Annotated in this window: 26 protein-coding genes; 19 read left to right on the forward strand and 7 right to left on the reverse strand. The window is 58.4% G+C overall.

Annotated features, from left to right (window positions below):
• Positions 1-26: 26 nt before the first annotated feature.
• The 4 genes from ytfR (at position 27) to ACOTZC_RS06890 (ending at position 5,218) form a co-directional block, all read left to right on the forward strand.
• Entirely contained in the window at positions 27-1,529 is a 1,503-nt protein-coding gene (gene ytfR / locus ACOTZC_RS06875; RefSeq protein WP_008501421.1) for a galactofuranose ABC transporter, ATP-binding protein YtfR, read from the forward strand.
• A gap of 10 nt (positions 1,530-1,539) precedes the next feature.
• Positions 1,540-2,565, forward strand: a complete 1,026-nt coding sequence (gene ytfT / locus ACOTZC_RS06880; RefSeq protein WP_248162513.1) for a galactofuranose ABC transporter, ATP-binding protein YtfT — start codon at positions 1,540-1,542, stop codon at positions 2,563-2,565.
• The gene (yjfF, locus tag ACOTZC_RS06885) at positions 2,552-3,553 is read left to right on the forward strand and encodes a galactofuranose ABC transporter, permease protein YjfF (protein WP_023293434.1); all 1,002 of its coding nucleotides are present in this window, start codon (positions 2,552-2,554) and stop codon (positions 3,551-3,553) included. Before ytfT ends, yjfF begins: the two co-directional genes overlap by 14 nt.
• A 93-nt stretch (positions 3,554-3,646) precedes the next feature.
• Positions 3,647-5,218: a methyl-accepting chemotaxis protein gene (locus tag ACOTZC_RS06890; RefSeq protein ID WP_048702586.1), complete on the forward strand. Its 1,572-nt coding sequence runs from the start codon at positions 3,647-3,649 to the stop codon at positions 5,216-5,218.
• Here the strand turns inward: ACOTZC_RS06890 and ACOTZC_RS06895 are convergent.
• The gene (locus ACOTZC_RS06895) at positions 5,190-5,546 is read right to left on the reverse strand and encodes a helix-turn-helix domain-containing protein (protein WP_109845722.1); all 357 of its coding nucleotides are present in this window, start codon (positions 5,544-5,546) and stop codon (positions 5,190-5,192) included. The genes ACOTZC_RS06890 and ACOTZC_RS06895 overlap by 29 nt on opposite strands.
• Positions 5,547-5,696: 150 nt before the next feature.
• Entirely contained in the window at positions 5,697-6,695 is a 999-nt protein-coding gene (gene fbp / locus ACOTZC_RS06900; RefSeq protein WP_023310178.1) for a class 1 fructose-bisphosphatase, read from the reverse strand.
• Between the two features lie 197 nt (positions 6,696-6,892).
• On the opposite strand from fbp, the gene mpl reads away from it, so the two are divergent.
• Positions 6,893-8,272: a UDP-N-acetylmuramate:L-alanyl-gamma-D-glutamyl-meso-diaminopimelate ligase gene (gene mpl, locus ACOTZC_RS06905; protein ID WP_248162527.1), complete on the forward strand. Its 1,380-nt coding sequence runs from the start codon at positions 6,893-6,895 to the stop codon at positions 8,270-8,272.
• Between the two features lie 76 nt (positions 8,273-8,348).
• Here mpl and yjgA read toward each other — a convergent pair whose 3' ends face one another.
• Positions 8,349-8,900 carry a ribosome biogenesis factor YjgA gene (gene yjgA, locus ACOTZC_RS06910; RefSeq protein ID WP_008501414.1) on the reverse strand — a complete coding sequence of 184 codons (552 nt, stop codon included), beginning with the start codon at positions 8,898-8,900 and terminating at the stop codon, positions 8,349-8,351.
• 95 nt (positions 8,901-8,995) lie between these two features.
• On the opposite strand from yjgA, the gene pmbA reads away from it, so the two are divergent.
• The 14 genes from pmbA (at position 8,996) to ACOTZC_RS06980 (ending at position 20,321) form a co-directional block, all read left to right on the forward strand.
• Positions 8,996-10,348, forward strand: coding sequence for a metalloprotease PmbA (pmbA, locus tag ACOTZC_RS06915; RefSeq protein WP_023310180.1), 1,353 nt, complete (start codon positions 8,996-8,998; stop codon positions 10,346-10,348).
• A gap of 41 nt (positions 10,349-10,389) precedes the next feature.
• Positions 10,390-10,776, forward strand: coding sequence for a cytochrome b562 (cybC, locus tag ACOTZC_RS06920; protein ID WP_008501412.1), 387 nt, complete (start codon positions 10,390-10,392; stop codon positions 10,774-10,776).
• A 315-nt stretch (positions 10,777-11,091) separates the two neighbouring features.
• On the forward strand, positions 11,092-11,430 hold the full coding sequence (locus ACOTZC_RS06925; RefSeq protein WP_025911967.1) for a glycine dehydrogenase: 339 nt from the start codon (positions 11,092-11,094) through the stop codon (positions 11,428-11,430).
• Positions 11,431-11,440: 10 nt separating this feature from the next.
• On the forward strand, positions 11,441-11,803 hold the full coding sequence (locus tag ACOTZC_RS06930) for an SFCGS family glycine-rich protein (protein WP_045402325.1): 363 nt from the start codon (positions 11,441-11,443) through the stop codon (positions 11,801-11,803).
• Positions 11,804-11,805: 2 nt separating this feature from the next.
• Positions 11,806-12,105: a DUF4312 family protein gene (locus ACOTZC_RS06935; RefSeq protein WP_006810338.1), complete on the forward strand. Its 300-nt coding sequence runs from the start codon at positions 11,806-11,808 to the stop codon at positions 12,103-12,105.
• A gap of 22 nt (positions 12,106-12,127) precedes the next feature.
• A complete protein-coding gene (locus tag ACOTZC_RS06940; RefSeq protein ID WP_023310182.1) occupies positions 12,128-12,904 on the forward strand; it encodes a DUF4311 domain-containing protein in 777 nt (258 codons plus the stop codon).
• Positions 12,905-12,917: 13 nt separating this feature from the next.
• Positions 12,918-13,559 (forward strand): DUF4310 family protein, encoded by a 642-nt coding sequence (locus ACOTZC_RS06945; RefSeq protein ID WP_023310183.1) that lies wholly within the window; start codon positions 12,918-12,920, stop codon positions 13,557-13,559.
• A gap of 42 nt (positions 13,560-13,601) precedes the next feature.
• Complete coding sequence (locus ACOTZC_RS06950; RefSeq protein WP_421635688.1) at positions 13,602-14,735, forward strand: amidohydrolase/deacetylase family metallohydrolase; 1,134 nt, start codon at positions 13,602-13,604, stop codon at positions 14,733-14,735.
• Positions 14,719-15,837, forward strand: a complete 1,119-nt coding sequence (locus tag ACOTZC_RS06955) for a DgaE family pyridoxal phosphate-dependent ammonia lyase (protein ID WP_059445136.1) — start codon at positions 14,719-14,721, stop codon at positions 15,835-15,837. Before ACOTZC_RS06950 ends, ACOTZC_RS06955 begins: the two co-directional genes overlap by 17 nt.
• Positions 15,834-16,574, forward strand: a complete 741-nt coding sequence (gene dagF, locus ACOTZC_RS06960) for a 2-dehydro-3-deoxy-phosphogluconate aldolase (RefSeq protein ID WP_126303702.1) — start codon at positions 15,834-15,836, stop codon at positions 16,572-16,574. Before ACOTZC_RS06955 ends, dagF begins: the two co-directional genes overlap by 4 nt.
• 83 nt (positions 16,575-16,657) lie before the next feature.
• Positions 16,658-17,794, forward strand: coding sequence for a lactonase family protein (locus ACOTZC_RS06965; protein ID WP_421635689.1), 1,137 nt, complete (start codon positions 16,658-16,660; stop codon positions 17,792-17,794).
• A 22-nt stretch (positions 17,795-17,816) separates the two neighbouring features.
• Positions 17,817-19,727 (forward strand): BglG family transcription antiterminator, encoded by a 1,911-nt coding sequence (locus tag ACOTZC_RS06970; RefSeq protein ID WP_023310188.1) that lies wholly within the window; start codon positions 17,817-17,819, stop codon positions 19,725-19,727.
• Positions 19,728-19,804: 77 nt separating this feature from the next.
• Positions 19,805-20,047 (forward strand): type II toxin-antitoxin system RelB/DinJ family antitoxin, encoded by a 243-nt coding sequence (locus ACOTZC_RS06975; RefSeq protein ID WP_008501400.1) that lies wholly within the window; start codon positions 19,805-19,807, stop codon positions 20,045-20,047.
• Complete coding sequence (locus ACOTZC_RS06980; protein WP_047742994.1) at positions 20,037-20,321, forward strand: type II toxin-antitoxin system RelE family toxin; 285 nt, start codon at positions 20,037-20,039, stop codon at positions 20,319-20,321. The genes ACOTZC_RS06975 and ACOTZC_RS06980 overlap by 11 nt, the downstream gene beginning before the upstream one ends.
• Before the next feature lie 3 nt (positions 20,322-20,324).
• Here ACOTZC_RS06980 and nrdG read toward each other — a convergent pair whose 3' ends face one another.
• The 4 genes from nrdG to treB form a co-directional block, all read right to left on the reverse strand.
• Positions 20,325-20,789, reverse strand: coding sequence for an anaerobic ribonucleoside-triphosphate reductase-activating protein (nrdG, locus tag ACOTZC_RS06985; protein ID WP_047742993.1), 465 nt, complete (start codon positions 20,787-20,789; stop codon positions 20,325-20,327).
• A 147-nt stretch (positions 20,790-20,936) separates the two neighbouring features.
• The gene (gene nrdD, locus ACOTZC_RS06990) at positions 20,937-23,075 is read right to left on the reverse strand and encodes an anaerobic ribonucleoside-triphosphate reductase (RefSeq protein ID WP_023310191.1); all 2,139 of its coding nucleotides are present in this window, start codon (positions 23,073-23,075) and stop codon (positions 20,937-20,939) included.
• A 376-nt stretch (positions 23,076-23,451) separates the two neighbouring features.
• Positions 23,452-25,095: an alpha,alpha-phosphotrehalase gene (treC, locus tag ACOTZC_RS06995; RefSeq protein WP_163354294.1), complete on the reverse strand. Its 1,644-nt coding sequence runs from the start codon at positions 25,093-25,095 to the stop codon at positions 23,452-23,454.
• A gap of 51 nt (positions 25,096-25,146) precedes the next feature.
• On the reverse strand, positions 25,147-26,565 hold the full coding sequence (gene treB / locus ACOTZC_RS07000) for a PTS trehalose transporter subunit IIBC (RefSeq protein ID WP_421635714.1): 1,419 nt from the start codon (positions 26,563-26,565) through the stop codon (positions 25,147-25,149).
• Positions 26,566-26,605: the final 40 nt, after the last annotated feature.

A 26,605-nucleotide genomic window follows, 5' to 3' on the forward strand; every position in this document is an offset into this window, starting at 1 on the left:
CATCCGGCTTGATGCAGGGGGAAACCATGACCACTGAACAACACCAGGAAATCCTCCGCACAGAGGGCTTGAGCAAATTCTTCCCCGGCGTAAAAGCGCTGGATAACGTTGATTTTAGCCTGCGGCGTGGGGAGATCATGGCGCTGCTGGGCGAGAACGGCGCGGGAAAATCGACGCTGATTAAATCCCTCACCGGCGTTTATCACGCCGATCGCGGCACCATCTGGCTGGAAGGCAACGCCATTTCGCCGAAAAATACCGCCCATGCCCAGCAGCTGGGGATCGGGACGGTGTACCAGGAAGTAAACCTGCTGCCGAATATGTCGGTGGCGGATAATCTGTTTATTGGCCGTGAGCCGCGACGTTTTGGCCTGCTGCGCCGCAAAGAGATGGAGGCGCGGGCGACAAAGCTGATGGAATCGTACGGCTTCTCCCTCGACGTCCGCGAGCCGCTGAACCGCTTTTCCGTGGCGATGCAGCAGATCGTCGCCATCTGTCGCGCGATCGATCTCTCCGCGAAGGTACTCATCCTCGACGAACCCACCGCCAGCCTCGATACCCAGGAGGTGGAGATGCTCTTTACCCTGATGCGCCAGCTGCGCGATCAGGGCGTCAGCCTGATCTTCGTTACCCACTTCCTCGATCAGGTATATGAGGTAAGCGATCGCATCACGGTGCTGCGCAACGGCAGCTTTGTCGGCTGCCGCGAAACCCGCGAGCTGCCGCAGATCGAACTGGTGAAAATGATGCTGGGCCGCGAGCTGGAAACCAATGCCCTTCAGCGCGCCGGGCGCACGCTGCTGAGCGAGAAACCGGTCGCCGCGTTCAGCGATTACGGCAAGAAAGGCGTGATATCGCCGTTTAATCTGGAAGTCCGCCCGGGCGAAATTGTCGGGCTGGCGGGCCTGCTGGGCTCCGGTCGGACCGAAACCGCCGAGGTGATCTTCGGGATCAAACCGGCCGACAGCGGCAGCGCGCTGATCAAGGGCAAACCGCAAACCCTGCGATCGCCGCATCAGGCCTCCTGTCTCGGCGTCGGCTTCTGCCCGGAGGACCGGAAAACGGACGGCATTATTGCCGCGGCCTCGGTGCGGGAAAATATCATCCTGGCGCTGCAGGCCCAGCGCGGCTGGCTGCGCCCGATCCCCCGTAAAGAGCAAAACGCCATCGCCGAGCGCTTTATCCGTCAGTTGGGTATCCGCACGCCGAGCGCGGAACAGCCCATCGAGTTCCTCTCCGGCGGCAACCAGCAGAAGGTTCTCCTCTCCCGCTGGCTGCTGACCAAACCCCAGTTCCTGATCCTCGATGAACCAACCCGCGGCATTGACGTGGGGGCGCACGCCGAAATTATCCGGCTTATCGAAACCCTGTGCGCGGACGGTCTGGCGCTGCTGGTTATTTCGTCCGAGCTGGAAGAGCTGGTGGGCTATGCCGATCGCGTCATCATCATGCGCGATCGCAAACAGGTGGCAGAGATCCCGCTGGATAAGCTGTCCGTTCCGGCGATCATGAATGCCATCGCGGCATAAGGAGTGAATCGTGATGCCCCGTTCGCTTTCGCAAACCGGTGAGACAAAGCGCCGCTTCAGCTGGCCGACCGGCACGCCGCAAATCGCAGCGCTGCTGGTGGTTCTGCTGGTTGATAGCCTGGTCGCGCCGCATTTCTTCCAGATTATCGTGCAGGATGGTCGCCTGTTTGGCAGCCCGATAGACATTCTAAACCGTGCCGCGCCGGTGGCGCTGCTGGCCATCGGGATGACGCTGGTCATCGCCACCGGCGGGATTGACCTTTCCGTCGGCGCGGTGATGGCCATCGCCGGGGCCACGGCAGCCTCCATGACCGTATCCGGACACAGCCTGCCGGTGGTACTGCTGGCGGCCTTAGGCACCGGCGTGCTGGCCGGATTATGGAACGGCATTCTGGTGGCGGTGCTGAAAATTCAGCCCTTTGTCGCCACCCTTATCTTAATGGTGGCCGGGCGCGGCGTGGCGCAGCTGATTACCTCCGGGCAGATTGTCACCTTTAACTCGCCGAGCCTGGCGTGGATCGGGAGCGGCAACCTGCTGTTCTTCCCGACGCCGGTGATCGTTGCCCTGGTCACGCTCATTGTCTTCTGGCTTTTCACCCGCAAAACGGCGCTGGGCATGTTCATTGAAGCCGTCGGGATCAACATCCGCGCCGCGCGCAACGCCGGGGTTAACACCCGCCTGATGGTGATGCTGACCTACGTGCTGAGCGGCGTCTGCGCCGCCATCGCCGGGGTCATCGTCGCGGCGGATATTCGCGGGGCCGATGCCAATAACGCGGGACTCTGGCTGGAGCTGGACGCGATCCTCGCGGTAGTGATCGGCGGTGGATCGCTGATGGGCGGGCGCTTTAACCTGCTGCTCTCGGTAATTGGCGCGCTGATCATTCAGGGAATGAACACCGGGATCCTGCTTTCGGGGTTCCAGCCGGAACTCAACCAGGTGGTGAAAGCGGTGGTCGTGCTTTGCGTGCTGATCGTCCAGTCGCCGCGCTTTGTCAGCATCATTAAGGGGATCCGTGGCCATGATAAAACGTAATTTACCGTTGATGATCACGCTGGGCGTGTTTGTGCTGGGGTACCTCTACTGCCTCACCCAATTCCCCGGTTTTGCGTCGACGCGCGTGATTTGCAATATCCTGACCGATAACGCCTTTTTAGGCATCATCGCCGTCGGGATGACCTTTGTGATCCTCTCCGGCGGGATCGATCTCTCCGTCGGGTCGGTGATCGCGTTTACGGGCGTGTTCCTCGCGAAGGCGATCGGCTTCTGGGGGATCTCTCCGCTGGTGGCGTTTCCGCTGGTGCTGGCGATGGGCTGTGCGTTTGGCGCCTTTATGGGGCTGCTGATCGACGCGTTAAAAATTCCGGCGTTTATCATTACCCTCGCGGGAATGTTCTTCCTCCGTGGAGTGAGCTATCTGGTGTCGGAAGAGTCGATTCCGATTAACCATCCGGTGTACGACACGCTCTCCAGCCTGGCCTGGAAAATTCCCGGCGGCGGCCGCCTGAGCGCGATGGGGCTGCTGATGCTGGGCGTGGTGGTGATTGGCATCTTCCTCGCCCACCGTACCCGGTTTGGCAATCAGGTTTACGCCATCGGCGGTAACGCCACGTCGGCAAACCTGATGGGGATCTCCACCCGCAGTACCACCATCCGCATCTATATGCTCTCGACCGGCCTGGCGACGCTGGCGGGTATCGTCTTCTCGGTGTATACCCAGGCGGGCTATGCCCTTGCAGGCGTGGGCGTGGAGCTGGATGCGATTGCTTCTGTGGTTATCGGCGGCACGCTGCTGAGCGGTGGGGTCGGTACCGTGCTTGGAACGCTGTTCGGCGTGGCTATCCAGGGGCTGATACAAACCTATATCAACTTTGACGGCACGCTCAGCTCCTGGTGGACGAAGATCGCCATCGGCATTCTGTTGTTTATTTTTATTGCCCTGCAGCGCGGTCTTACGGTGCTCTGGGAGAACCGCCAAAGCTCACCTGTTACCCGCGTAAACACATCGGTAACAGAGCGATAACACGCTGAATTTGCTTAAAGTCTAAACATTTTCCGGTAGCGGCCGATACTCTTTTTTTATGCCCAGAAATATCTCGCTACCGGAAATAATATCATGCTTAAAACGCTATCGATTCGTACCGGCTTGCTCTCTTTACTGGCCGTTATGACCCTTCTGCTGCTGATTGTCAGCGGCATTGGCATTTATGCCCTCACACAGAGTTCTTCTTCACTGCAGCGTATTAATCACCTTCAGGGTGAGCAGATGGTGCAGCTTAATTCAGGCTATACGCTGATCCTGCGCGCGCGCAATGAGGCGGGCCAGGCCGTCCGCATGATGGAAATCGGCATGCTGGACGATGCGGCCAAAGCGGTAAAAAACATCAATCAGGAAGTTGCCCTGGCCCAGAAAACGCTGAAAGGCGTGATCGACGGCGGCGTGGCTGACGAGCAGGGGCAACAGCTGCTCGATAAAGTGGCGGCCAGCCTGGCGACCTATAGCCAGCAGGGGATCAACCCGATGCTGAAAACCCTGAATGACCAGAGCGCGGACGGGTATTACGATCTGCTGGAGAAGACGCTGATTCCGGTGGCGAAGCAGTTTGATAACGATATGCAGGCGTTTCAGAAATGGAGCGAAGCGCGTGGTCAGGCGGAAGTGAGCGCCGTGCAGGCGAGCAAAACCCGCGTCCTGATCCTGATTATCGTCGCCGCGCTGCTGACGGCGGGCATTATCGTGCTCGCGTGGCTGGCGCTGCGCCATATGCTGCTCAAGCCGCTTTCGGCCTCGATCGCTCAGCTGGAGAACGTGGCGGCGGGGGATTTAACCCATACGCTGAATGCCCCCGCGAGCCAGGAATTTAACCGCCTCAACGCGGTGATAGAGCAGATGCGACAGTCGCTAATGAACTCGGTTATGCGAGTACGCGATGCCAGCGCGCAGATTGACACCGGTAGCCGCGAGCTGACGCTGGGGAACCGCGATCTTGCCGAGCGTACGGAATCCACCGCCACGTCGCTGGAGCAGACGGCGGCCAGCATGGAACAGATCACCGCGACGGTGAAGCTCAACGCCGATAACGCCGAGCAGGCGCACCAGCTGGCGAAGTCGGTGTCCGACACGGCCGATCACGGCAGCGAAATGGTCTGCTACGTAATTGAAAAAATGCGCGATATCTCGGGCAGCTCGGCGCGCATCGCCGACATCCTGAGCGTGATCGACGGTATTGCCTTCCAGACCAATATTCTGGCGCTTAACGCCTCCGTGGAAGCGGCGCGCGCGGGCGAGCAGGGGCGCGGGTTTGCCGTCGTCGCGGGCGAAGTGCGAAACCTTGCCAGCCGCAGCGCCGACGCGGCGAAAGAGATCCGATCGCTTATCAGCGATTCGCAGACCCACGTTAACGAGGGCAGCGAGCTGGCCCAGCAGGCTGGCGAAACCATGGACGAAATCGCAACAGAAGTGCTGCGCATGACCAAACTGATGCGTGAGATTGCGACCGCGTCTCAGGAGCAGAGCCGTGGTATTGAGCAGGTGAATATTGCGGTGAATCAGATGGACGAAACCGCGCAGCAGAATGCGGCGCTGGTGCAGCAATCCTCCGCCGCGACCCGCTCCCTTGAGGAGCAGTCGCGTCAGCTGATGGAAGCCATGTCATCATTCAAAGTGACGACTCAGACCGCTGCATAATATTACCCAGCCCCGGTACGTTCTGTGCCGGGGTTTTATTTTTTCCGGAATTAACTGCCGCAATATTATCGTGAATATCACCCATTAATATTTCCAGCGAACTGGTTAAGGCTAACGCTTTTTCCGTCGGTTCAAGGTATAAACCTTTGCGGAAAAATAACGGTTCATCAAAGAGTTGATTAAAACGCTTTAAGGCCAGGCTCACCGCCGGACGTGACATCTCCAGACGCAAAGAGGCTTTTGCCATGCTGCCGCAGCGGACGACTTCAATAAATACAGGGATAAGATTTAAATCAATGCCGGTATTAGCACGGGAATAATTTTTCATTACGTTTCTGCTCCACGAAATATCTGTCAAACTGTTATGGAAATAATGCAGGAGCAGTGGTGAATATTAAAGCATGTTTTTTATAAACACTTATACGGTAAAATATATAAATGACCAGGGGAGCCAGAACGGCTCCCCTGTAGAGAGGCATTACGCGTCCGGGTACTCGCGGATAAAACGTTCAACGTCTTCAACCATGTGGTTGTTGCCGACGAAGAATGAACGGCGCTGGTGAAGGCTTTCCGGCACGATATCCAGAATACGCTCTTTACCGTCGCTCGCCTTGCCGCCCGCCTGTTCGGCGAGGAACGCCATCGGGTTGCACTCGTACAGCAGACGCAGCTTCCCGTCCGGGTGGCTGGCGGTGCTTGGGTAGAGGTAGATACCACCTTTCAGCAGGTTACGGTGGAAATCCGCGACCAGAGAGCCAATATAGCGGGACGTGTACGGGCGCTGGGTCGCTTTATCTTCTTCCTGGCAGAATTTAATGTACTTCTTCACGCCGTTCGGGAAGCGGATGTAGTTGCCTTCGTTGATGGAGTAGGTGTTGCCCTTCTCCGGGAAGCGCATGCGTTCCTGGCTCAGGCAGAAAACGCCGAGTGAAGGATCGTACGTAAAGGCGTGAACTCCGCAACCGGTGGTGTACACCAGCATGGTGGAGGAGCCATAAACGACGTAACCGGCAGCAACCTGGTTAATGCCCGGCTGCAGGAAATCTTCTTCGGTTACCGGCGTGCCGACAGGCGTGACGCGGCGGTAGATGGAGAAAATGGTACCGACAGAAACGTTAACGTCGATGTTTGAGGAACCGTCGAGCGGATCCATCAGAACAACGTATTTCGCGTGTTCACACCCTTCGAAAACAACAATTTCATCTTCTTCTTCGGAGGCGATACCCGCAACGATGTCGCGCGCGCGCAGTGCAGCTTTCAGTTTTTCATTTGCGAACAGATCGAGTTTCTGCTGAACCTCGCCCTGAACGTTCTCGGCACCGCTGGCACCCAGGATATCGACCAGACCGGCCTTGTTGATATCGCGGTGGATGATCTTAGCGCCCAGCTTTATTGCCGACAGCAAAGCAGTGAGTTCACCGGTAGCATGAGAGAACTCGTGCTGCTTTTCGACAATAAATTCACCTAACGTTTTCATAACACTTTCCCTGCATCTTTGTGAGTAGAGCGATTGTATGTTCACTAAAACGACTAAAGCCCAACAATCTTAACAAACATTCAAATATTAGCGCAGAGGTGAATCGCGCCAGCAGGATACGGATTTTCCTGAAATGCGTTTCACACCCGCTAACATGTGAGTAAAATGTGCGCCACATTGAAGAAGGATAGTGACGTATGCGCATTCATATATTGGGGATTTGTGGCACTTTCATGGGCGGACTGGCAATGCTGGCGCGCTCGCTGGGCCATGAAGTGACGGGTTCGGACGCCAATGTGTATCCGCCAATGAGCACACTTCTGGAGAAACAGGGCATCTCGTTAATTCAGGGCTACGATGCCAGCCAGCTGGATCCCGAGCCGGACCTGGTGATCATCGGCAACGCCATGACCCGCGGCAATCCGTGCGTCGAGGCGGTTCTGGAACGCAATATTCCGTTCATGTCCGGTCCGCAGTGGCTGCATGACTTCGTCCTGCGCGACCGCTGGGTGGTTGCCGTTGCCGGTACCCATGGCAAAACCACGACCGCAGGGATGGCGACCTGGATCCTCGAAGCCTGCGGCTACAAGCCGGGCTTCGTGATTGGCGGCGTACCGGGTAATTTCGACGTTTCTGCGCGTCTGGGCGACAGCCCGTTCTTCGTGATCGAAGCCGACGAATACGACTGCGCGTTCTTCGACAAGCGCTCCAAGTTCGTGCACTACTGCCCGCGCACGCTGATCCTCAACAACCTTGAGTTCGACCACGCGGATATTTTTGACGACCTGAAAGCGATCCAGAAACAGTTCCACCACCTGGTGCGCATTGTTCCGGGCCAGGGGCGCATCATCCTGCCGGAAAACGACATCAACCTGAAGCAGACGATGGCGATGGGCTGCTGGAGCGAGCAGGAGCTGGTGGGCGAGCAGGGCCACTGGCAGGCGAAGAAGCTCAACGCCGATGCTTCCGAGTGGGAAGTGCTGCTCGACGGTGAAAAAGTGGGTGAGGTGAAGTGGGGCCTGGTGGGCGAGCACAACATGCACAACGGCCTGATGGCCATTGCTGCGGCGCGTCACGTGGGCGTTCAGCCTGCGGATGCGGCCAATGCGCTAGGTTCGTTTATCAATGCCCGTCGCCGCCTGGAGCTGCGCGGTGAAGCCCACGGCGTTAGCGTGTATGACGATTTCGCGCACCACCCAACGGCCATTCTGGCGACGCTTGCCGCCCTGCGCGGCAAGGTCGGCGGGACGGCCCGCATTCTGGCGGTGCTGGAACCGCGCTCGAACACCATGAAGATGGGCATCTGCAAAGACGATCTCGCGCCGTCATTAGGACGCGCCGATGAGGTCTTCCTGCTGCAGCCGCAGCATATTCCATGGCAGGTGGCTGAAGTAGCCGATGCCTGCATTCAGCCTGCGCACTGGAGTGCGGACGTGGATGCGCTCGCGGATATGGTGGTGAAAGCCGCTCAGCCCGGCGACCATATTCTGGTGATGAGCAACGGCGGGTTCGGTGGGATCCATCAGAAGCTGCTGGACGGTCTGGCGAAGAAAGCGGAAGCGGCAGCCGACGCGTAAAAAAAGCCCGGTGGCGCTCGCGCTTACCGGGCCTACGTTCTTTTCTCCCTCGCCCCTTCGGGGTGAGGGGAACGAATTACTCTTCGTTCTCAGACAGCTCGCGCAGATACTGGAAAATCAGGCGCGCAGACTTCGGCGGCTTATTCCCTTCTTTCTCTTTCTTCGCGTTGCGGATCAAGGAACGCAGCTGCTGGCGGTCGGCATCCGGCCACAGGTTCAGCACTTCCGGCACGGCGTCATCACCCTGTTCAATCAGACGATCGCGGATCTGCTCCAGCTTATGGAACAGCGCAACCTGCTGGTTGTGGCGGTTTTTCAGCTTGTCCAGCGCCTGGCGGATCGGATCGACGTCGCGCTGACGCAGCATTTTCCCGATAAGCTGAAGCTGGCGACGACGGCCTTCTTTCTTGATTTTCTGTGCCAGTTCAATGGCATCGCGCAGATCCTGGTCGAGCGGGATCTTGTCCAGCGCGTTTTTACCCAGTTCTACCATTTCCGCGCCAAGCTGTTTTAACTCTTCGGCGTCACGTTTAATTTCACTTTTACTGACCCAGATGATCTCATCATCTTCGTCTTCGATGTCATCACCGGGAACGTCGTCGAGCCAGTCTTCGGGCTGCTTAGTCATGTCAGGCTCCTTAAAAAAAGAGGCTAATGTTACCAGTTAAGACGCGCACTGAAAAACGGTTCTCTGTTAGACTTCAGTTAACTCTCTCTTACAGTATGGCATTTGCGATGAAAGTAACCTCACAAGTTGAAGCGCAGCGTAAGATTCTGGAAGAAGCCGTCTCCACCGCGCTGATGCTTGCTTCAGAAAAATCAGATGGCGCCGAAGTGGCGGTCAGCAAAACCACCGGCATCAGCGTAAGTACCCGCTATGGTGAAGTGGAGAACGTAGAATTCAACAGCGATGGCGCGCTTGGGATCACGGTGTATCACCAGAACCGCAAAGGCAGCGCGTCATCCACCGATCTCAGCCCGGATGCCATTGCCCGCACGGTGCAGGCGGCGCTGGATATCGCCCGTTATACCTCCCCGGATCCTTACGCAGGCGTGGCGGATAAAGACCTGCTGGCGTTTGACGCGCCGGATCTCGATCTTTTCCACCCGGCGGAAGTGACCCCGGACGAAGCGATCGAACTGGCCGCGCGCGCCGAGCAGGCTTCGCTGCAGGCCGATAAGCGCATCACCAATACCGAAGGCGGCAGCTTTAACAGCCACTACGGCATCAAAGTCTTCGGCAATAGCCACGGCATGCTGCAGGGCTACTGCTCCACCCGTCATTCGCTCTCCAGCTGCGTCATCGCCGAAGAGAACGGTGACATGGAGCGTGACTACGCCTACACCATTGGCCGCGCGCTGGGGGATTTGCAGTCTCCTGAGTGGGTGGGTAAAGAGTGTGCCGAACGCACGCTGTCACGCCTGTCGCCGCGTAAACTCTCCACCATGAAGGCCCCGGTCATTTTTGCCAACGAAGTGGCAACCGGTCTGTTTGGCCATCTGGTGGGCGCTATCGCGGGCGGCTCGGTTTACCGTAAATCGACCTTCCTGCTCGACTCGCTGGGCAAGCAGATCCTGCCGGAATGGCTCACCATTGAAGAACATCCGCACCTGCTGAAAGGGCTGGCCTCCACGCCGTTCGACAGCGAAGGCGTGCGCACCGAACGTCGCGATATCATCAAAGACGGTATTCTGACCCAGTGGCTGCTGACCAACTACTCCGCGCGCAAGCTGGGGCTGAAAAGCACCGGACACGCTGGCGGCATCCACAACTGGCGCATTGCCGGACAGGGCCTGAACTTTGAGCAGATGCTGAAAGAGATGGGCACCGGTCTGGTAGTCACCGAGCTGATGGGTCAGGGCGTAAGCGGCATCACTGGAGACTACTCGCGCGGCGCGGCGGGCTTCTGGGTGGAAAACGGCGAAATCCAGTATCCGGTGAGCGAAATTACCATCGCCGGTAACCTTAAGGACATGTGGCGCAATATCGTTACGGTCGGTAACGATATTGAAACACGTAGCAATATACAGTGTGGTTCTGTACTTCTGCCGGAAATGAAAATCGCCGGTCAGTAATATCCGTAAAGGCGTTTTAATAATAAAAAAGGAAGTGAGCAATGCGTAAACATCTGTTAGCGATCGTCGCGGCTTCAACGCTGGTTCTTGGCTCTTCTGCGTTTGCTGCCGATCTTGAAGACGACATGGGCATCCTCGGTCAAAACCTGAAGGTGGTGCAGAAAACTGACAATGCGGCTGAAATGAAAGACGCGCTGACCAAAATGCGTGAAGCGGCGCTGGACGCACAAAAAGCGACGCCTCCTAAGCTGGAAAGCAAAGCGGCAGACAGCGCAGAGATGAAAGACTACCGCCACGGCTTTGACGTGCTGGTCGGCCAGATCGACGGCGCGCTGAAGCTGGCTAACGAAGGCAAAGTGAAGGAAGCCCAGGCGGCGGCCGAGCAGTTTGTGACGACCCGTAACACGTATCACAAGAAATACCGTTAACCGATCGCGCATCTGACAAACAACCAGCGGGGGCCAGCGGCTCCCGTTTTTTTTACGCGGTAATAAGTAAACCCTATCGCCATCACATTTTTGCGTCACCACGCCTGAACGTTTCGTTTCCCTTGCGCGCGTTTTGCCGCTGGAATACGTGATATTCATCACGCAAATACCGGGATTAATTCAGATTCACCGCATTTATGTGGCACAGATCACTGCTGCGGCTCGCCTTTCCACTTCGAAGTGGAAAACAACTCGCTACAAACAATTCCCCCCCAACGTTAGTTTTATTCCAGAGCCATTAACGGGGTAAGACCAGTGATTAACGGAGCGGTAATGAACGACGTTGGGGAACAGGCGGAGCAAACAGAACAGCTCGCGAACACCATGCTGCAGCAGGTTTATGCCCTGCTGGCCCGGAACAACATCATCCCCAATGCGGTACAGGAGCAGATGCTCACCTCCCACGTGCGCGCCATGGCGCACCGGTCCGTGACCGGCGAGCCGCTGCCGGAGGTTGAAGCAGAGCTGTTTGACGAAATTTCACCGGATTCAATGCGGCTCGCCCGTGAAGTGGTCGCGCAGTTTGGCAACCTTCCTGATGAAGAAGCCTGGCTGCTCTCCGTTCACTTTGAAGTCGCGAAAGACAACCTTTAAGGAGCAACACATGGAACAGATTACAGTCGTGATTGGCGATCGCCTGGGTAAAGGTCAGAAAGTGGCTGCCGGTGTGGAAAAAGCAGGTGGACGCGCGGTGGTCGTACCGGGCATGGCGGCGGACATGAAGCTCGGCGACGTGATGAAAGCGGAAAACGCCACCTTCGGCATCTCCTTCTGCGGCAGCGGCGGCGCGGGTGCCATCACTGCCCAAACCAAATATGGCTACAAGGCCAAATACGGCATGCGTTCCGTGGAAGAGGGCATGACCGCCATTAACGAAGGCTGCAACGTGCTGGGCTTCGGCTTTATGGATAAAGAAGAGCTGGGCGAGCGTCTGGTGCAGGCGTGGCAGAAGAAATACGGCGCATAAGCATGAAAGAACAGTTCACAACCACGGTGAGAGTGAAGGGCAAAGGCGACGCCAAAGCGCGCGCCTTTGCCGACGCGCTCAACCACGTTCAGGCCGCGGTGATGAAAGCCTCACCGCATATCTTACTGCGTATTGAGCCACAGGATGTGCAGGTCGTTCAGGCGCAAGAAGCGGTGCGAAAAGAAGCGTTTCTGTTCTTCTTTCTGCGCCGGGAAAGACGCACCTACAGCGTGGAGCTGGATGTGACCGTCAACGTGACCGCCATCAATCTTGACCAGGTGGATTTCGTCACGCAACGCTGATTATTCATAAAAGGGCAGACTGATGTTCTTAATTATATTAATAAAATCGCTCATCATTGGCGGCCTGGTTGGCGTCGGTGTGGGTGCCGGGGCTGCACGCATGTTTCATGCGCCTACCACTCAGGGTATGGGCGCGTTTCGTACGTTGGGGGAACTGAACTCCTGTGAAGGGGATCCGGCGTCCCACTTCTCCTTTGGGTTAGGTTTCTTCTTTAACGCCTGGGCCTCTTCCGTGGCCGCAGGGGCTTTCACACAGGACGTTGACCACCGCATCATCCCGAACTGGGGTGCTGCTGCACTGATGATCAAAAACCGTAACGTCGGCGAAACGCTGCACGATCCCCGCAAAATGGCGATTGCCTGCGGCGTGATTGGCATGCTCGTCGTCACCTTCCTGAACCTGACCGCCTCCTCCGTTCCGGCAGCGCTTCAGGTCACCGCCGTGAAGGTGCTGGTACCGGCGGCAAACCTGCTGGTGAACACCGTGATGCCGGTGATCTTCTGGCTGGCGGCCATCGACGCGGGTAAAAAATCGGGCTTCTGGGCCACCATCTTCGGCGGCGCGGCGCAGCTGATCATGGGCAACGCCGTACCGGGCCTGGTGCTGGGGATCCTGATCGGGAAAGGCGTGGAAGAGAGCGGCTGGAACCACGTCACCAAAGTGATGATGGCGGCTATCGTTCTGCTCTTCGTGCTGAGCGGCTTCTTCCGCGGCTTCGACATGAAGATGATCGAATCCTTCCATCTGACCGTGCCGAACTGGCTCGACATGATCCACAACTCGCTCAGCGGTAAATAACAGGAGCCTCTAAATGGAACAGAATAAAGGTTTTTGGTATGCCGACTGGTCGTTCCCGATCTTCGTTGGCCTGCTCTCCTCCGGCGTTTTCGCCGGGACGCACATGTACTACCTCTACGGCATCGGCGCGTTTAACGAAGTGGCCTTCGTAGCGATGCTAAAAGCGGGGATCGATACCGGCGTCTACGGCGCGGTGGCGGCGTTCGGCGCGAGCTTCCTGTTCGCCCGTATTATCGAAGGGTCGCTGGTCGGTATTCTCGACATCGGCGGGGCGATCCAGACCGGCGTAGGCCTCGGCGTTCCGGCGCTGCTGCTGGGAGCGGGCATCATGTTCCCGGTGACCAACTTCATTGCCGCGCTGATTACCGGCCTGGTGATTGGTCTGGCGATTGGCTACGTCATCATCCTGGCGCGTAAGTTCACCATCAACCAGAGCAACTCCACCTACGGCGCAGACGTGATGATGGGCGCGGGCAACGCCTCCGGCCGCTTCCTCGGGCCGTTGATTATCCTCAGCGCCATGACCGCCTCCATTCCTATCGGCGTAGGTTCCCTGCTGGGTGCGCTGGTGTTCTACATCTGGCAGAAGCCGATCACCGGTGGCGCCATTCTCGGCGCGATGCTGTTGGGCTGGCTGTTCCCGGTCGCCCTTTAATACCCGCGGGCGCTAAGGCGCCCGCCTTATCAGGAGATCCTCATGTTTGATTTACTCCTGCGCCGTGCGCGCCTTGCCGACGATACCCTGACCGATATCGCCATTCAGGACGGGAAGATCGCGGCGCTGGGCGACATTGACGCCCCCGCGCATAAAACGGTTGAGCTGAACGGCGACGTGTTCGTCAGCGCAGGCTGGATTGACTCTCACGTTCACTGTTACCCGAACTCCCCGATTTACCACGACGAGCCGGACAGCGTGGGTATTGCCACCGGCGTCACCTCCTTAGTGGACGCGGGCAGTACCGGTGCCGACGACGTGGATGATTTCTATAAAATCACCCGCAGCGCCTCCACCGAGGTATTTGCCCTGCTGAATATCTCCCGCGTGGGGCTGATTGCCCAGAACGAGCTGGCCAACATGGCGAATATCGACGCTGACGCGGTGAAGCAGGCGGTGAAGCGCCACCCTGATTTCATCGTCGGCCTGAAGGCGCGCATGAGCAGCAGCGTGGTCGGTGAAAACGGCATCACGCCGCTGGAGCGCGCCAAAGCCATCCAGAAAGAGAACGGCGACCTGCCGCTGATGGTGCACATCGGCAACAACCCGCCGAACCTCGACGAAATTGCCGAGCTGCTGAGCTCCGGAGACATCATCACCCACTGCTACAACGGCAAGCCCAACCGCATTCTGACGCCCTCCGGCGAGCTGCGCGCCTCCATCACCTCCGCTCTGAAGCGCGGCGTACGTCTGGACGTGGGGCACGGCACGGCGAGCTTTAGCTTTGAGGTGGCAAAACGCGCCATCGCGATGGGCATTCTGCCGCACACCATCAGCTCGGACATCTACTGCCGCAACCGCATCAACGGCCCGGTCGGCTCGCTGGCAAGCGTGATGTCGAAGTTTCTCGCCATCGGCATGTCGCTGCCTCAGGTGATTGACTGCGTGACTGCGAACGCCGCCGACGGCCTGCGCCTGGCGCGCAAGGGGCGCATCCAGCCGGGTCTCGACGCCGACCTGACGCTGTTTACGCTTAAGCGCCAGCCGACGGTGCTGACGGATGCCGAAAACGACAGCCTGCAGGCTGAACACATTCTGGTGCCGCTTGCCGCGATCCGCGCGGGCAAGGGCTACATGACCGAACAAGGGAGCACGGAACATGCCTTCGATTTATGAGAAGTACAACTTAAAGCAGGTGATCAATACCTCCGGCCGCATGACGGCGCTGGGCGTCTCCACGCCGCGCCCGGAAGTGGTGCAGGCGGCGATGGACGGCATGAATCACTATTTCGAGATGAAGGATCTGGTCAATAAAACCGGGGAATACATCGCGAAGCTGCTGGATGTGGAAGGCGCGACGGTGGTTTCCTGCGCGTCGGCGGGCATAGCCCAGTCGGTGGCGGCGGTGCTGGTCAAAGACAGCGACTGGCTGCTGGAAAACCTGCACGTGACCCCGATTGAGAACAACGAAATCGTCCTGCCGAAAGGCCACAACGTAAACTTTGGCGCGCCGGTGGGCACCATGGTGGCGCTGGGCGGCGGCAAGCTGGTGGAGGCGGGCTACGCCAACGAATGCTCTGCCGATCAGCTGGCGGCGGCGATCACCCCGCGCACGGCGGCGATCCTCTACATCAAATCGCACCACTGCGTGCAGAAAAGCATGCTCAGCGTCGGGCAGGCGGCGGTGGTGGCGCGCAAGCACGATCTCCCGCTGATCGTCGATGCGGCGGCGGAAGAAGATCTGCACGCGTACTACCGATCCGGCGCCGATCTGGTGATCTACAGCGGCGCGAAGGCGATTGAAGGCCCAACCAGCGGGCTGGTGATCGGCAAAACCCAGTACGTTGAGTGGGTGAAGCGTCAGACCGCGGGCATAGGCCGCGCGATGAAGGTGGGGAAAGAGGGCATTCTTGGCCTGACCTGCGCCATCGAACACTACCTTACCGCGACCAAAGAGAGCGGGGCCGAGATGGTGGCGAAGATGACGCCGTTTATCGAGGCGCTCAACACCCTGAACGGCGTGACCGCGCGCGTGGTCTGGGACAGCGCCGGTCGCGATATCGCCCGTACCGAGATTAAGTTCGACGAAGCCACGACCGGCGTCGGCACGGGCGATCTGGTGGCGAAGCTCAAGCAGGGCGAATACGCCATTTACTTCCGTGGCTACAAGGCCAATGAAGGGATTATCGAGGCGGACGTGCGCAGCGTGAACGCTGATCAGCTGAACATCGTCTACCGCCGCATTAGCGAAGTATTAGGACAGGAGAAAAACGCATGAAACTGACCCCCAACTTTTACCGTGACCGCGTCTGCCTGAACGTGCTGGCAGGATCGAAAGCCAACGCCAGCGCCATTTACGAGGCGGCAGAAGGTCACGTGCTGGTGGGCGTGCTCTCCAAAAATTACCCGGACGTGGCGAGCGCCGTTGCCGATATGCGTGAATACGCCGAGCTGATTGAGAACGCCCTCTCCGTTGGGCTGGGCGCGGGCGATCCGAACCAGTCTGCTATGGTGAGTGAAATCTCCCGTCAGGTGCAGCCGCAGCATGTTAACCAGGTCTTTACCGGCGTGGCCACCAGCCGCGCGCTGCTGGGGCAGAATGAGTCGGTGGTCAACGGTCTGGTCTCTCCAACCGGCACCGTCGGGATGGTCAAAATCTCCACCGGACCGCTGAGCAGCAACGCTCCGGACGGCATTGTGCCAGTTGAAACCGCGATTGCCCTGCTGAAGGATTTCGGCGGCAGCTCCATCAAATACTTCCCGATGGGCGGCCTGAAGTGCCGTGACGAGTACAAAGCGGTGGCGGAAGCCTGCGCCCGTCACGACTTCTGGCTGGAGCCGACCGGAGGTATCGATCTGGAAAACTATGAGGAGATCCTGCAGATCGCCCTCGACGCGGGCGTGAGCAAAATCATCCCGCATATCTACAGCTCGATTATCGACAAAGCCAGCGGCGACACGCGCCCGGAAGACGTGCGTACGCTGCTGGAAATGACGAAGAAGCTGGTGAAGTAGTATCTGCCCTCACCCTAACCCTCTCCCTTTGGGAGAGGGCCGGGGTGAGGGAAAACACACCGCACAAACCTGAAGGAGCGACCATGCACACCCGTACCCTGCTTGTTGCTTCACTCTCAATGTTCGCCACCGCCGCTATCGCCCAGACGCAGTACGCCTGGGTGGGCACCTACAACCCCAACGGCGAAGGGTTGTACCGCTTTACCGTTGACCCGCAAAGCGGCGCGCTGGCGAATAAAACGCTGGTGAGCAAGCTGCCGAACGCCGCGCAGCTGGCCGTCTCGCACGACGGCAAAACGCTGTATCTGGCAAGCGAAGTGGAGCAGGGCGTGGTGCAGGCGCTGCGGGTGGGGGATAACGGCCAGCTGAGCGAGCTGAATCATGTGGCCTCCGGCGGCGCGGGGCCGGTTTACCTGTCGCTGACGCCCAACGGTCGCCATCTTCTGGTGGCGAACTACGTCAGCGGATCTATCGCGGTGCTGCCCGTTAAAGCAGACGGTAGCCTGGGTGAGGCTACGGATAAGCATCAGGATCAGGGCGAGCCGGGCGCGGCGAAGCCGGAAGCGGCAGCGGAGGGCAGCTTTGCCATCAGCGATCATAACGGCCCACACGCGCACATGATCGCCGCCGATCCGAGCGGGAAATACGTCTTTTCCACCGATCTTGGGCTGGATCGCCTCTACCAGTACCGTTTTGACGATCGAACAGGAAAGCTGACGCCGAACGATCCGCCGTTTATCAACGCCTCCTCAAAAGGCGCCGGGCCGCGCCACTTTGTCTTTACGCCAAAAGGCGATGCCCTGTGGCTGATTAACGAAGAGGCGTCTACGCTCACCCATTATACCGTGAGCACCAACGGCACCTTAAAAGAGGGCAAAACGCTTTCAGCCCTGCCGGAAGGCTACAAAGGCACCAGCTTTGCTGCCGGGCTCGCATTAAGCGCCGACGGTAAACAGCTGTATGTGGCTAACCGTTTGCATAACAGCATCGGGCACTTTACCGTAACAGCGGAGGGAACGCTGACGCATCAGGACGACGTCTGGACGCGCGGCGACTACCCGCGCACCCTGACGCTCGATAAGCAGGGGCGCTGGCTGTACGTCATGAACCAGCGCAGCGACAACATCACCCGTTTCCGCGTGGCGCAGGACAGGAAATTGAGCTTCGAGCCAGACTATACCCCGGTCGGCAGCCCATCCCAGATGGTCATTTCACCTTAAGCTGTAATAAGAGGACAAGCCCGTGCGATTTCCGAACCAACGTTTAGCGCAACTGTTCGATCTGTTGCAAAACGAGACGCTGCCGCAGGACGAGCTGGCGCAGCGGCTGTCGGTCTCCACGCGAACCGTCCGTGCCGATATCACCGCCCTGAACGCGCTGCTGGCAGGCCACGGCGCGCAGTTTATATTGAGCCGGGGCAACGGCTATCAGCTCAAAATTGATGATGCCCAGCGCTACCAGCAGCTGCAGGCATCCCACCCGCGCGCGCTGCGTATTCCCCGGACCGGGCCGGAGCGCGTGCACTATCTGGTGGTGCGTTTTCTCACCTCGGCGTTTTCTCTTAAGCTTGAGGATCTGGCGGACGAGTGGTTTGTCAGCCGCGCCACGCTGCAAAGCGACATGGCCGAAGTGCGCGAGTGGTTTCACCGCTATAACCTGACGCTGGAAACGCGTCCTCGCCACGGCATGAAGCTGTTTGGCAGCGAGATGTCGACCCGCGCCTGCCTGACCGATCTGCTCTGGGAGCTTGCGCAGCAGGACAGCCTGAACCCGCTGGTGACCGACGTGGCGCTGAATGCAGGCGTGGCGGAGCAGATGGTGCCCGTGCTGCACGAGGCGCTGACGCGTCACCACATTCGTCTGACCGATGAAGGCGAGCTGTTCCTGCGCCTGTACTGCGCGGTGTCGGTGCGGCGCATCAGCGAGGGCTATCCGCTGCCGGAATTCCACGCCGAAGACGTGGAAGAGAACGTGCGCGAGGCGGCGAAGGATATCGCCGTCACTATCCAGCAGCTGGCGGGCAAAGCGCTTTCACCTTCGGAGGAGAGCTGGCTGTGCGTGCACATTGCGGCGCGGCAGATTCAGGAGATTGCCCCGAGCGCAATTAACGCGGATGACGACGAAGCGCTGGTCAACTACATCCTGCGCTATATCAACACCCACTATAACTACAACCTGCTGAGCGACGCGCAGCTGCACGCGGACCTGCTCACGCACATCAAAACCATGATCACCCGCGTGCGGTATCAAATCATGATCCCCAATCCGCTGCTGGATAACATCAAGCAGCACTACCCGATGGCGTGGGATATGACCTTGGCGGCGGTGTCGAGCTGGGGAAAATACACGCCTTATGTGATCAGCGAAAACGAGATTGGCTTCCTGGTGCTGCATATCGGCGTCGGGCTGGAGCGCCACTACAACATCGGCTACCAGCGTCAGCCGCGCGTACTGCTGGTGTGCGACGCAGGTAATGCCATGGTCCGCATGATTGAAGCGGTGCTGCAGCGCAAGTACCCGCAAATTGAGGTGGCCCGCACGCTCACCCTGCGCGAGTACGAGCTGGCGGAAACGATTAGCGAAGACTTTGTGATCGCCACCGCCCGCGTCAGCGAAAAGTCCAAACCGGTGGTGACGATCGCCCCGTTCCCGACCGATTACCAGTTAGAGCAGATCGGCAAGCTGGTGCTGGTGGACCGCACCCGCCCGTGGATGCTGGATAAATACTTCGACGCGGCCCATTTCCGCATTATCGACAAGCCCGTTGACCAGCAAACGCTGTTTCGCGAGCTGTGCGCGCAGCTTGAAGGCGAGGGGTTTGTCGGCGCGGAGTTCCTGGATTCGGTCGTCGAGCGTGAAGCCATCGTCAGCACCATGCTCGGCGACGGCATCGCGCTGCCGCACTCCCTCGGCCTTTTAGCGCAGAAAACCGTGGTCTATACCGTGCTCGCCCCGCACGGCGTACAGTGGGGCGACGAAACCGCGCACGTCATCTTCCTGCTCGCCATCAGCAAAAGCGAATACGAAGAGGCGATGGCGATTTACGATATCTTCGTCACCTTCCTGCGTGAACGGGCGATGTCGCGGCTCTGTAGCTGCAGTGACTTTGCCGAATTTAAGGCGGTGGCAATGGAGAGTTTGAGTCGGTTTTGAGAGGCATTATCCAGAATTCGATGTAATGCGAATGTAATGCTAAACTGCATTACACATTCGATTTTACCGGAGGCATAATGGCCACGCTGAACGTCCGTCTGGATGACAAACTCAAAAACGAGGCTTATGCCGTGCTGGAAAAACTCAATATCACCCCAACGGAAGCCGTGCGATTACTGTTTCAGTACGTCGCGGAGACGGGACGTATGCCGGTGAAAACGGTCACGATTAGCGACAGCGAAGATGCGTTGATACAGACGGTCCGGGAGCGACTGGCGAATCCGCAAAAGGGAATCAAGGTTAGTCTGGATGACTTATGAACTGGCATTTGACCCGAGGGCGTTAAAGGAGTGGAGCAAGCTGGGGCAGACTGTAAAAGGCCAGTTTAAGAAGAAACTTGCGGACGTGCTGGTGAACCCCAGGGTCGAATCGGCCCGCCTGCATGGTCTGCCGGATTGCTACAAAATAAAACTCAGAACGCAGGGTTATCGTTTGGTCTATCAGGTTCAGGACAACGTTGTAACGGTATTTGTTATCGCTATCGGTAAGCGAGAGAAATCAGCCGTTTATCATGATGCAAACAAACGGCTTTAGCGATCATCGTAAATGGTGCACAACCTGATTGCTGCTGCCGCGCCAGATGAGCGCCGGGTCTTTTAAATCTTGCACAAACTTGCCGTCAACCAGGACGTTAATCAGATCCACCACTTCCATTTGCTGCGCGTTCAGCTCATCCAGCCTGTAGCCTGTCCAGACCCAGATATCTTTTCCCGGACACTCTCCCCGAATGCGCTTCACCAGCTTCAGGATATCCGGCACGTTTTGCGGGTGCAGGGGGTCGCCGCCGGAGAGCGAGATCCCCTGGCGTTTGATGCGCGTGTCGTTAAGGTCGTTGACGATCCGGTCTTCCATTTCGGCGGTGAACGGCATGCCGGAATTCAGGCGCCAGGTGCTTTTGTTATAGCAGCCGGGGCATTCGTGGACGCAGCCTGAGACGAACAGGGTGCAGCGGGTGCCGGGACCGTTAACGATGTCGACGGGGTAGTATTGATGATATCGCATAGAAAATGTCCAGAGAATTTGTGCGCGCTGATGCCCTCACCCCGACCCTCTCCCACAGGGAGAGGGAGAAAACCGGCGGCCGGAATAACAATGTGCTCGATCGGTCCCCTCTCCCTTGAGGAAGAGGGGTAGAACCCTGCGCAGAACTTACCCGATCTGCCCATTCCCCAAATGCTTCACGCGACGCTTCACCTCTTCCTGCTTCCCGGCGTTAAACGGACGCGCATCCGGGCTGCCGAGATAGCCGCACACGCGACGGGTCACGGAGACGCGAGCCGCATCGTGGTTGCCGCATTTCGGGCAGGTAAAGCCCTTGCTCGTACACTCGAACTCGCCGGTAAAGCCGCACTCGTAGCACTCGTCGATTGGCGTGTTGGTCCCGTAATACGGCACGTGCTGATAGCTGTAATCCCACACGTCTTCCAGCGCCTTCAGGTTGTGCTGAATGTTAGGGTACTCGCCGTAGCAGATGAAGCCGCCGCTGGCGATCGGTGGATACGCTGCTTCAAAGTCGATCTTGTCATACGGGTTCACCTTTTTCTCCACGTCGAGGTGGAAGCTGTTGGTGTAATACCCTTTGTCGGTCACGCCTTCCACAATCCCGAACTCGGCGGTGTCCAGACGGCAGAAGCGGTCGCACAGGTTCTCGCTCGGGGTGCTGTAGAGGCTAAACCCGTAGCCGGTTTCCTCTTTCCACTGGTCAACCGCGTCGCGCAGGCGCTGAACAATCGCAATGCCTTTTTCGCGCAGGGCCTCGCTGTCGTACATATGCGTATCGCCAGCCAATGCGTTGATGGTCTCGTGAATACCGATATAGCCCAGCGAAATCGACGCGCGACCGTTTTTGAAGATCTCAGACACGTCATCGTCCGCTTTCAGGCGCACTCCGCAGGCTCCTTCCATATAGAGGATCGGCGCGACGCGGGCTTTGACCCCTTCAAGGCGCGCAATGCGGGTCATCAGCGCCTTACGCGCCAGCTGCAGACGCTCGTCCAGCAGCGTCCAGAATTCCGCTTCATTGCCTTTCGCCTCCAGCGCGATGCGCGGCAGGTTCAGGCTGATGACGCCCAGGTTGTTGCGCCCGTCGTGGATCTGCTCGCCGTTTTCATCTTCGTACACGCCGAGGAAGCTGCGGCAGCCCATTGGCGTTTTAAACGAACCGGTCACTTTGACGACCTGATCGTAGTTCAGGATGTCCGGGTACATGCGCTTGCTCGCGCACTCCAGCGCCAGCTGTTTGATGTCGTAGTTTGGATCGCCAAACTTGTGGTTCAGGCCGTCGCGAATGGCAAAGACCAGTTTCGGGAACACCGCCGTTTTGCGGTTCTTGCCGAGGCCGGAAATGCGGTTGCGCAGGATGGACTGCTGGATCAGGCGCGATTCCCAGCTGGTGCCCAGACCAAACCCGAAGGTTACAAACGGCGTCTGGCCGTTGGCGGTGTGCAGCGTGTTCACCTCATACTCCAGCGACTGGAAGGCGTCGTAGCACTCTTTCTCGGTGCGGGAGTGCGCGTAGCCGTCGGCGTCCGGGATCTGCCACTCTTCGGCCGTTTTACGATGCTTGTTGAAGCTTGCCGTCACGAACGGGGCCAGCACTTCATCAATGCGGTTAATCGTGGTGCCGCCATAAATATGGCTGGCGACCTGAGCGATAATCTGCGCGGTGACGGCAGTGGCCGTGGAGATTGATTTAGGCGGTTCAATCTCGGCGTTACCCATTTTAAAACCGTGGGTCAGCATGCCCTTCAGGTCGATCAGCATGCAGTTGAACATAGGGAAGAACGGCGAATAGTCGAGATCGTGGTAGTGAATTTCACCGCGCTCGTGCGCCGACACCACGTCGCGCGGCAGCAGGTGCTGACGGGCATAGTGTTTGGCGACGATACCGGCCAGCAGGTCGCGCTGGGTCGGGATCACTTTACTGTCTTTGTTGGCGTTTTCATTGAGCAGGGCGGAGTTGGTCTGCTCCACCAGGCCACGGATCTCCTGGTTCAGACGACCGCGCTTCTCACGCTGCACGTCACGATCGTGACGGTACTCAATGTAGGCACGCGCCAGCTGCTTGTAAGGCCCCGCCATCAGCTGGTTCTCAACCGCGGTCTGGATCTCGTTGATATCGACCTGGCTGCGTTCGTTCATCTGGCTGCTAACGACTTCTGCGACGGTGGCGCAGTAATCTGCGTCATCGACTCCCGCTGCTTTAGCTGCACGCAGAATGGCTTCCTGGATGCGCTCTGATTTAAACGGCACTTTACAGCCATCACGTTTCATCACATGCGGTGTCATGATCACTCCATTTTTTGAAAACAGGTTATCCACAGAGGTGGAGAAGTAATAACCGGGCGTATTCCCCGCCGGGCCAAAGACTTCCCGCGTTCCCAGCTCGTGTTATCCACAATTCCGGCCAGCGTAAGCGCCGTCTTGTTGTTGGAATAGTAGACGATAAATACAAGATGTTGGGTCGGAGTGCATTTTAAGTGCTATATATAGTGATTTGCATCAAACATGTTTGCGATTTATTTGATGCAGAACAAAGTAAAAAGACGAGAGTACAAACGACGGGCGCTTCAGCGATTGTAAAGGCGCGCGAGAAAAATCTGATTAATTATTCAACAAAAACAGTAAAGTAAGCCGGGTGCTGAGCCGCACCCGGCAGGGAAAGTTACTGCTGCAACCACCAGACGGCTTCAAACGGACGCAGCGACGTCGTTTGCGGTGTCGGGTAGTTACTCATCAACACCTGCAACTTACCGCTGAGAAAGTCTGTCTGCCATTCCTGAGGCGTATTACTCAGGTTCGCCGCAACGATCAGGGTCTGCCCCTGCCACTGGCGACGGTAGCACCACAAAGAAGGGTGTTCCGGCAGGAGATCCTCATAATCCCCCCACGTCAGCACCGGCAGGGTTTTGCGCAGGCTAATCAGCGACTGATAGGTATAGAAGACGGAATCCGCATCGTCGAGCGCCGCGCGGGCGTTCACCGTCTCGTAGTTATCGCAGACCCCAATCCACGGCTCGCCCTCGGTAAAACCCGCATTGTGCGAAGCTTCCCATTGCATTGGGGTTCGCCCGTTATCACGGGACTTACTCGCCAGAATCGCCAGCAATTCCTCAGGCTCGCGGCCGTTGGCGCGCAGTTCGGCGAACATGTTCAGGCTCTCCACGTCGCGGTAATCGGTGATGCGGCTGAAGTGCGGGTTGGTCATCCCCAGCTCTTCGCCCTGGTAGATATACGGCGTGCCCTGCATGCCGTGCAGCACCATGCCGAGCATCTTCGCGGCCTGTACGCGGTATTCTCCTTCGTCACCAAAGCGCGACACGATGCGCGGCTGATCGTGGTTACACCAGAACAGCGCGTTCCAGGCCCTGTTGTGCATGCCCTGCTGCCAGTGGCGGAAGAGGGTTTTCAGCGCCACGAAGTCCGGCTTCGCCTTCGTCCACTTTTCGCCGCCGGGGTAGTCCACCTTCAGGTGATGGAAGTTAAAGGTCATCGACAGCTCGCTGCCGTCGAGCGAGGCGTACTGCTGGCAGTTCTCCAGCGAGGTCGAGGACATCTCGCCCACCGTCATCAGGTTGCGCGGGGTGAAGACGTCCCGGCTCATCTCCTGCAGATATTCGTGAACGCGCGGCCCGTCGGTATAGAAGCGGCGGCCGTCTCCGGTGTTGTCGTCCGGGAAATCCTGATCTTTTGAAATCAGGTTAATCACGTCGAGACGCAAGCCGTCCACGCCGCGATCGGCCCAGAACTCGCACACCTTTTTCAGCTCGGCGCGCACTTCAGGGTTTTCCCAGTTGAGGTCCGCCTGCTCCGGGGCGAACAGGTGCAGATAGTACTGCTCGCTCTCGGCGTGCCAGCGCCAGGCGTTGCCGCCAAACTTGGAGCGCCAGTTGTTGGGAAGCTGCTCCGGCGTGCCGTCGCGCCAGATGTAGAACTGGCGGTACGGGCTCGCTTTGTTCAGCGACTCGCGGAACCAGGCGTGCTGCGTGGAGGTGTGGTTAAACACCATATCCAGCACGATGCGAATGCCGCGCTCGTGCGCCCGGGCAACCAGCTCGTCGAAATCATCCAGCGTGCCGTAGGCCGGATCGATGGCGGTGTAATTCGCCACGTCGTAGCCGTTATCCACCTGCGGGGAGATATAAAATGGCGTCAGCCAGATGGCGTCGATGCCGAGGATTTTCAGGTAGTCCAGACGCGTCGTCACGCCGCGCAGATCGCCGGTGCCGCTGCCGGTGGTGTCCTGGAAACTCTTTGGGTAAATCTGATAGATGACGCCGTTCTGCCACCAGTGAGGAAGGGTATTCATAATGCGTTCCTGCAAATGCGAAGGGGCGCAACTGCGCCCCGAAAGAAGAAGTTAAACAATCTGCAGCGAGCCCTGACGGAACTTACGCTGGTAAACCACGGTGGTGAGCGCCATTGGGACGATAATCGCGATGGCCATCGCCAGGGCAAACACCTGCCAGTAAGCGGGCTGGATGGAGAGAATGCCCGGCAGGCCGCCGACGCCAATCCCGTTCGCCATCACGCCGTTCAGACCACACACCAGGCCAGCCAGACCGGAACCGATCATCGCGCAGAGCATCGGGAAGCGGTACTTCAGGTTGATACCGTACATCGCCGGTTCGGTGACGCCGAGGTAGGCAGAGATGGCCGCCGGAACGGAGATCTCACGCTCGTTGTGCTTGCGGCTGACGATGATGATGCCGGTAACCGCCGACGCCTGTGCAATGTTAGACAGGGCGATAATCGGCCAGACCGGCGTGCCGCCGAGGCTCTGGATCATCTGCATATCAATGGCCAGCGTGGTCTGGTGCACGCCGGTGATCACCAGCGGGGCGTACAGGAAGCCAAACAGTGCGGCTCCAATCGGCGCGAAGCTGCCGGTCATCAGGTGACGCACCGCGAAGGCCACGCCGTCGCCGATCATGCGGCCAAACGGACCGATAAAGGCGTGCGCCAGGAACACCGCCAGAATCAGCGAGCAGACCGGCACCACCACCAGATAGAGGTAATCCGGCACGATGCGCTTCAGGCGCGTTTCAATAAAGCCCAGCGCCAGGCCCGCCAGCAGGGCCGGAATGACCTGCGCCTGATAGCCCACTTTGGCGATAGTAAACAGGCCGAAGTTCCACACCTCAGGCACCTGCTGACCAAGTAAGTAAGCGTTCATTAACTGTGGAGAGACCAGCGTGACGCCCAGCACGATACCGAGAATCGGCGTGCCGCCCATCTTGCGCACCGCGGACCAGCAAATCCCGACCGGCAGATAGAAGAAGATCGCCTCGCCAATCAGCCACAGGAAATCGTAAACGGTGTTCAGCGCCGGATACATCTGCGCCAGGGTTTTGCCGTCGCTCATCGGTACATCGCCGATGACGTTACGGAAGCCTAAGATTAAGCCCCCGCTGATCAGCGCCGGCAGCAGCGGGAAGAAAATTTCCGCGAAGTGGGAAATCAGCTGCTCGTGCCACTTCATATTCTGGCGCGCGGCCTTCTTCGCCTGCTCTTTATCGGCGGAGGAGTGCCCGGTTGTCGCCAGCAGAGCCTGATAGTAATCGCCCACTTCGGTACCAATAACGACCTGGAACTGCCCGGCGTTGGTGAAGCAGCCTTTGACCATGGAAAGTTCTTCAATGGCCTTCGGGTTGGCTTTGGCCGGATCGTTCAGCACGAAGCGCAGGCGGGTAATGCAATGGCTGACGGTAGCGATGTTTTCGCGGCCACCGACCAGGACGATCAGCCGATCGATATCTGCTTGTTTGACTTTACTCATCATGAAACCTCATGACAGATGGTGAGGGGTGTAATGACCT

Source organism: Enterobacter cloacae complex sp. SHL009 (assembly GCF_049237205.1).
GTDB classification, from domain to species: Bacteria; Pseudomonadota; Gammaproteobacteria; order Enterobacterales; family Enterobacteriaceae; genus Enterobacter; species Enterobacter cloacae_M.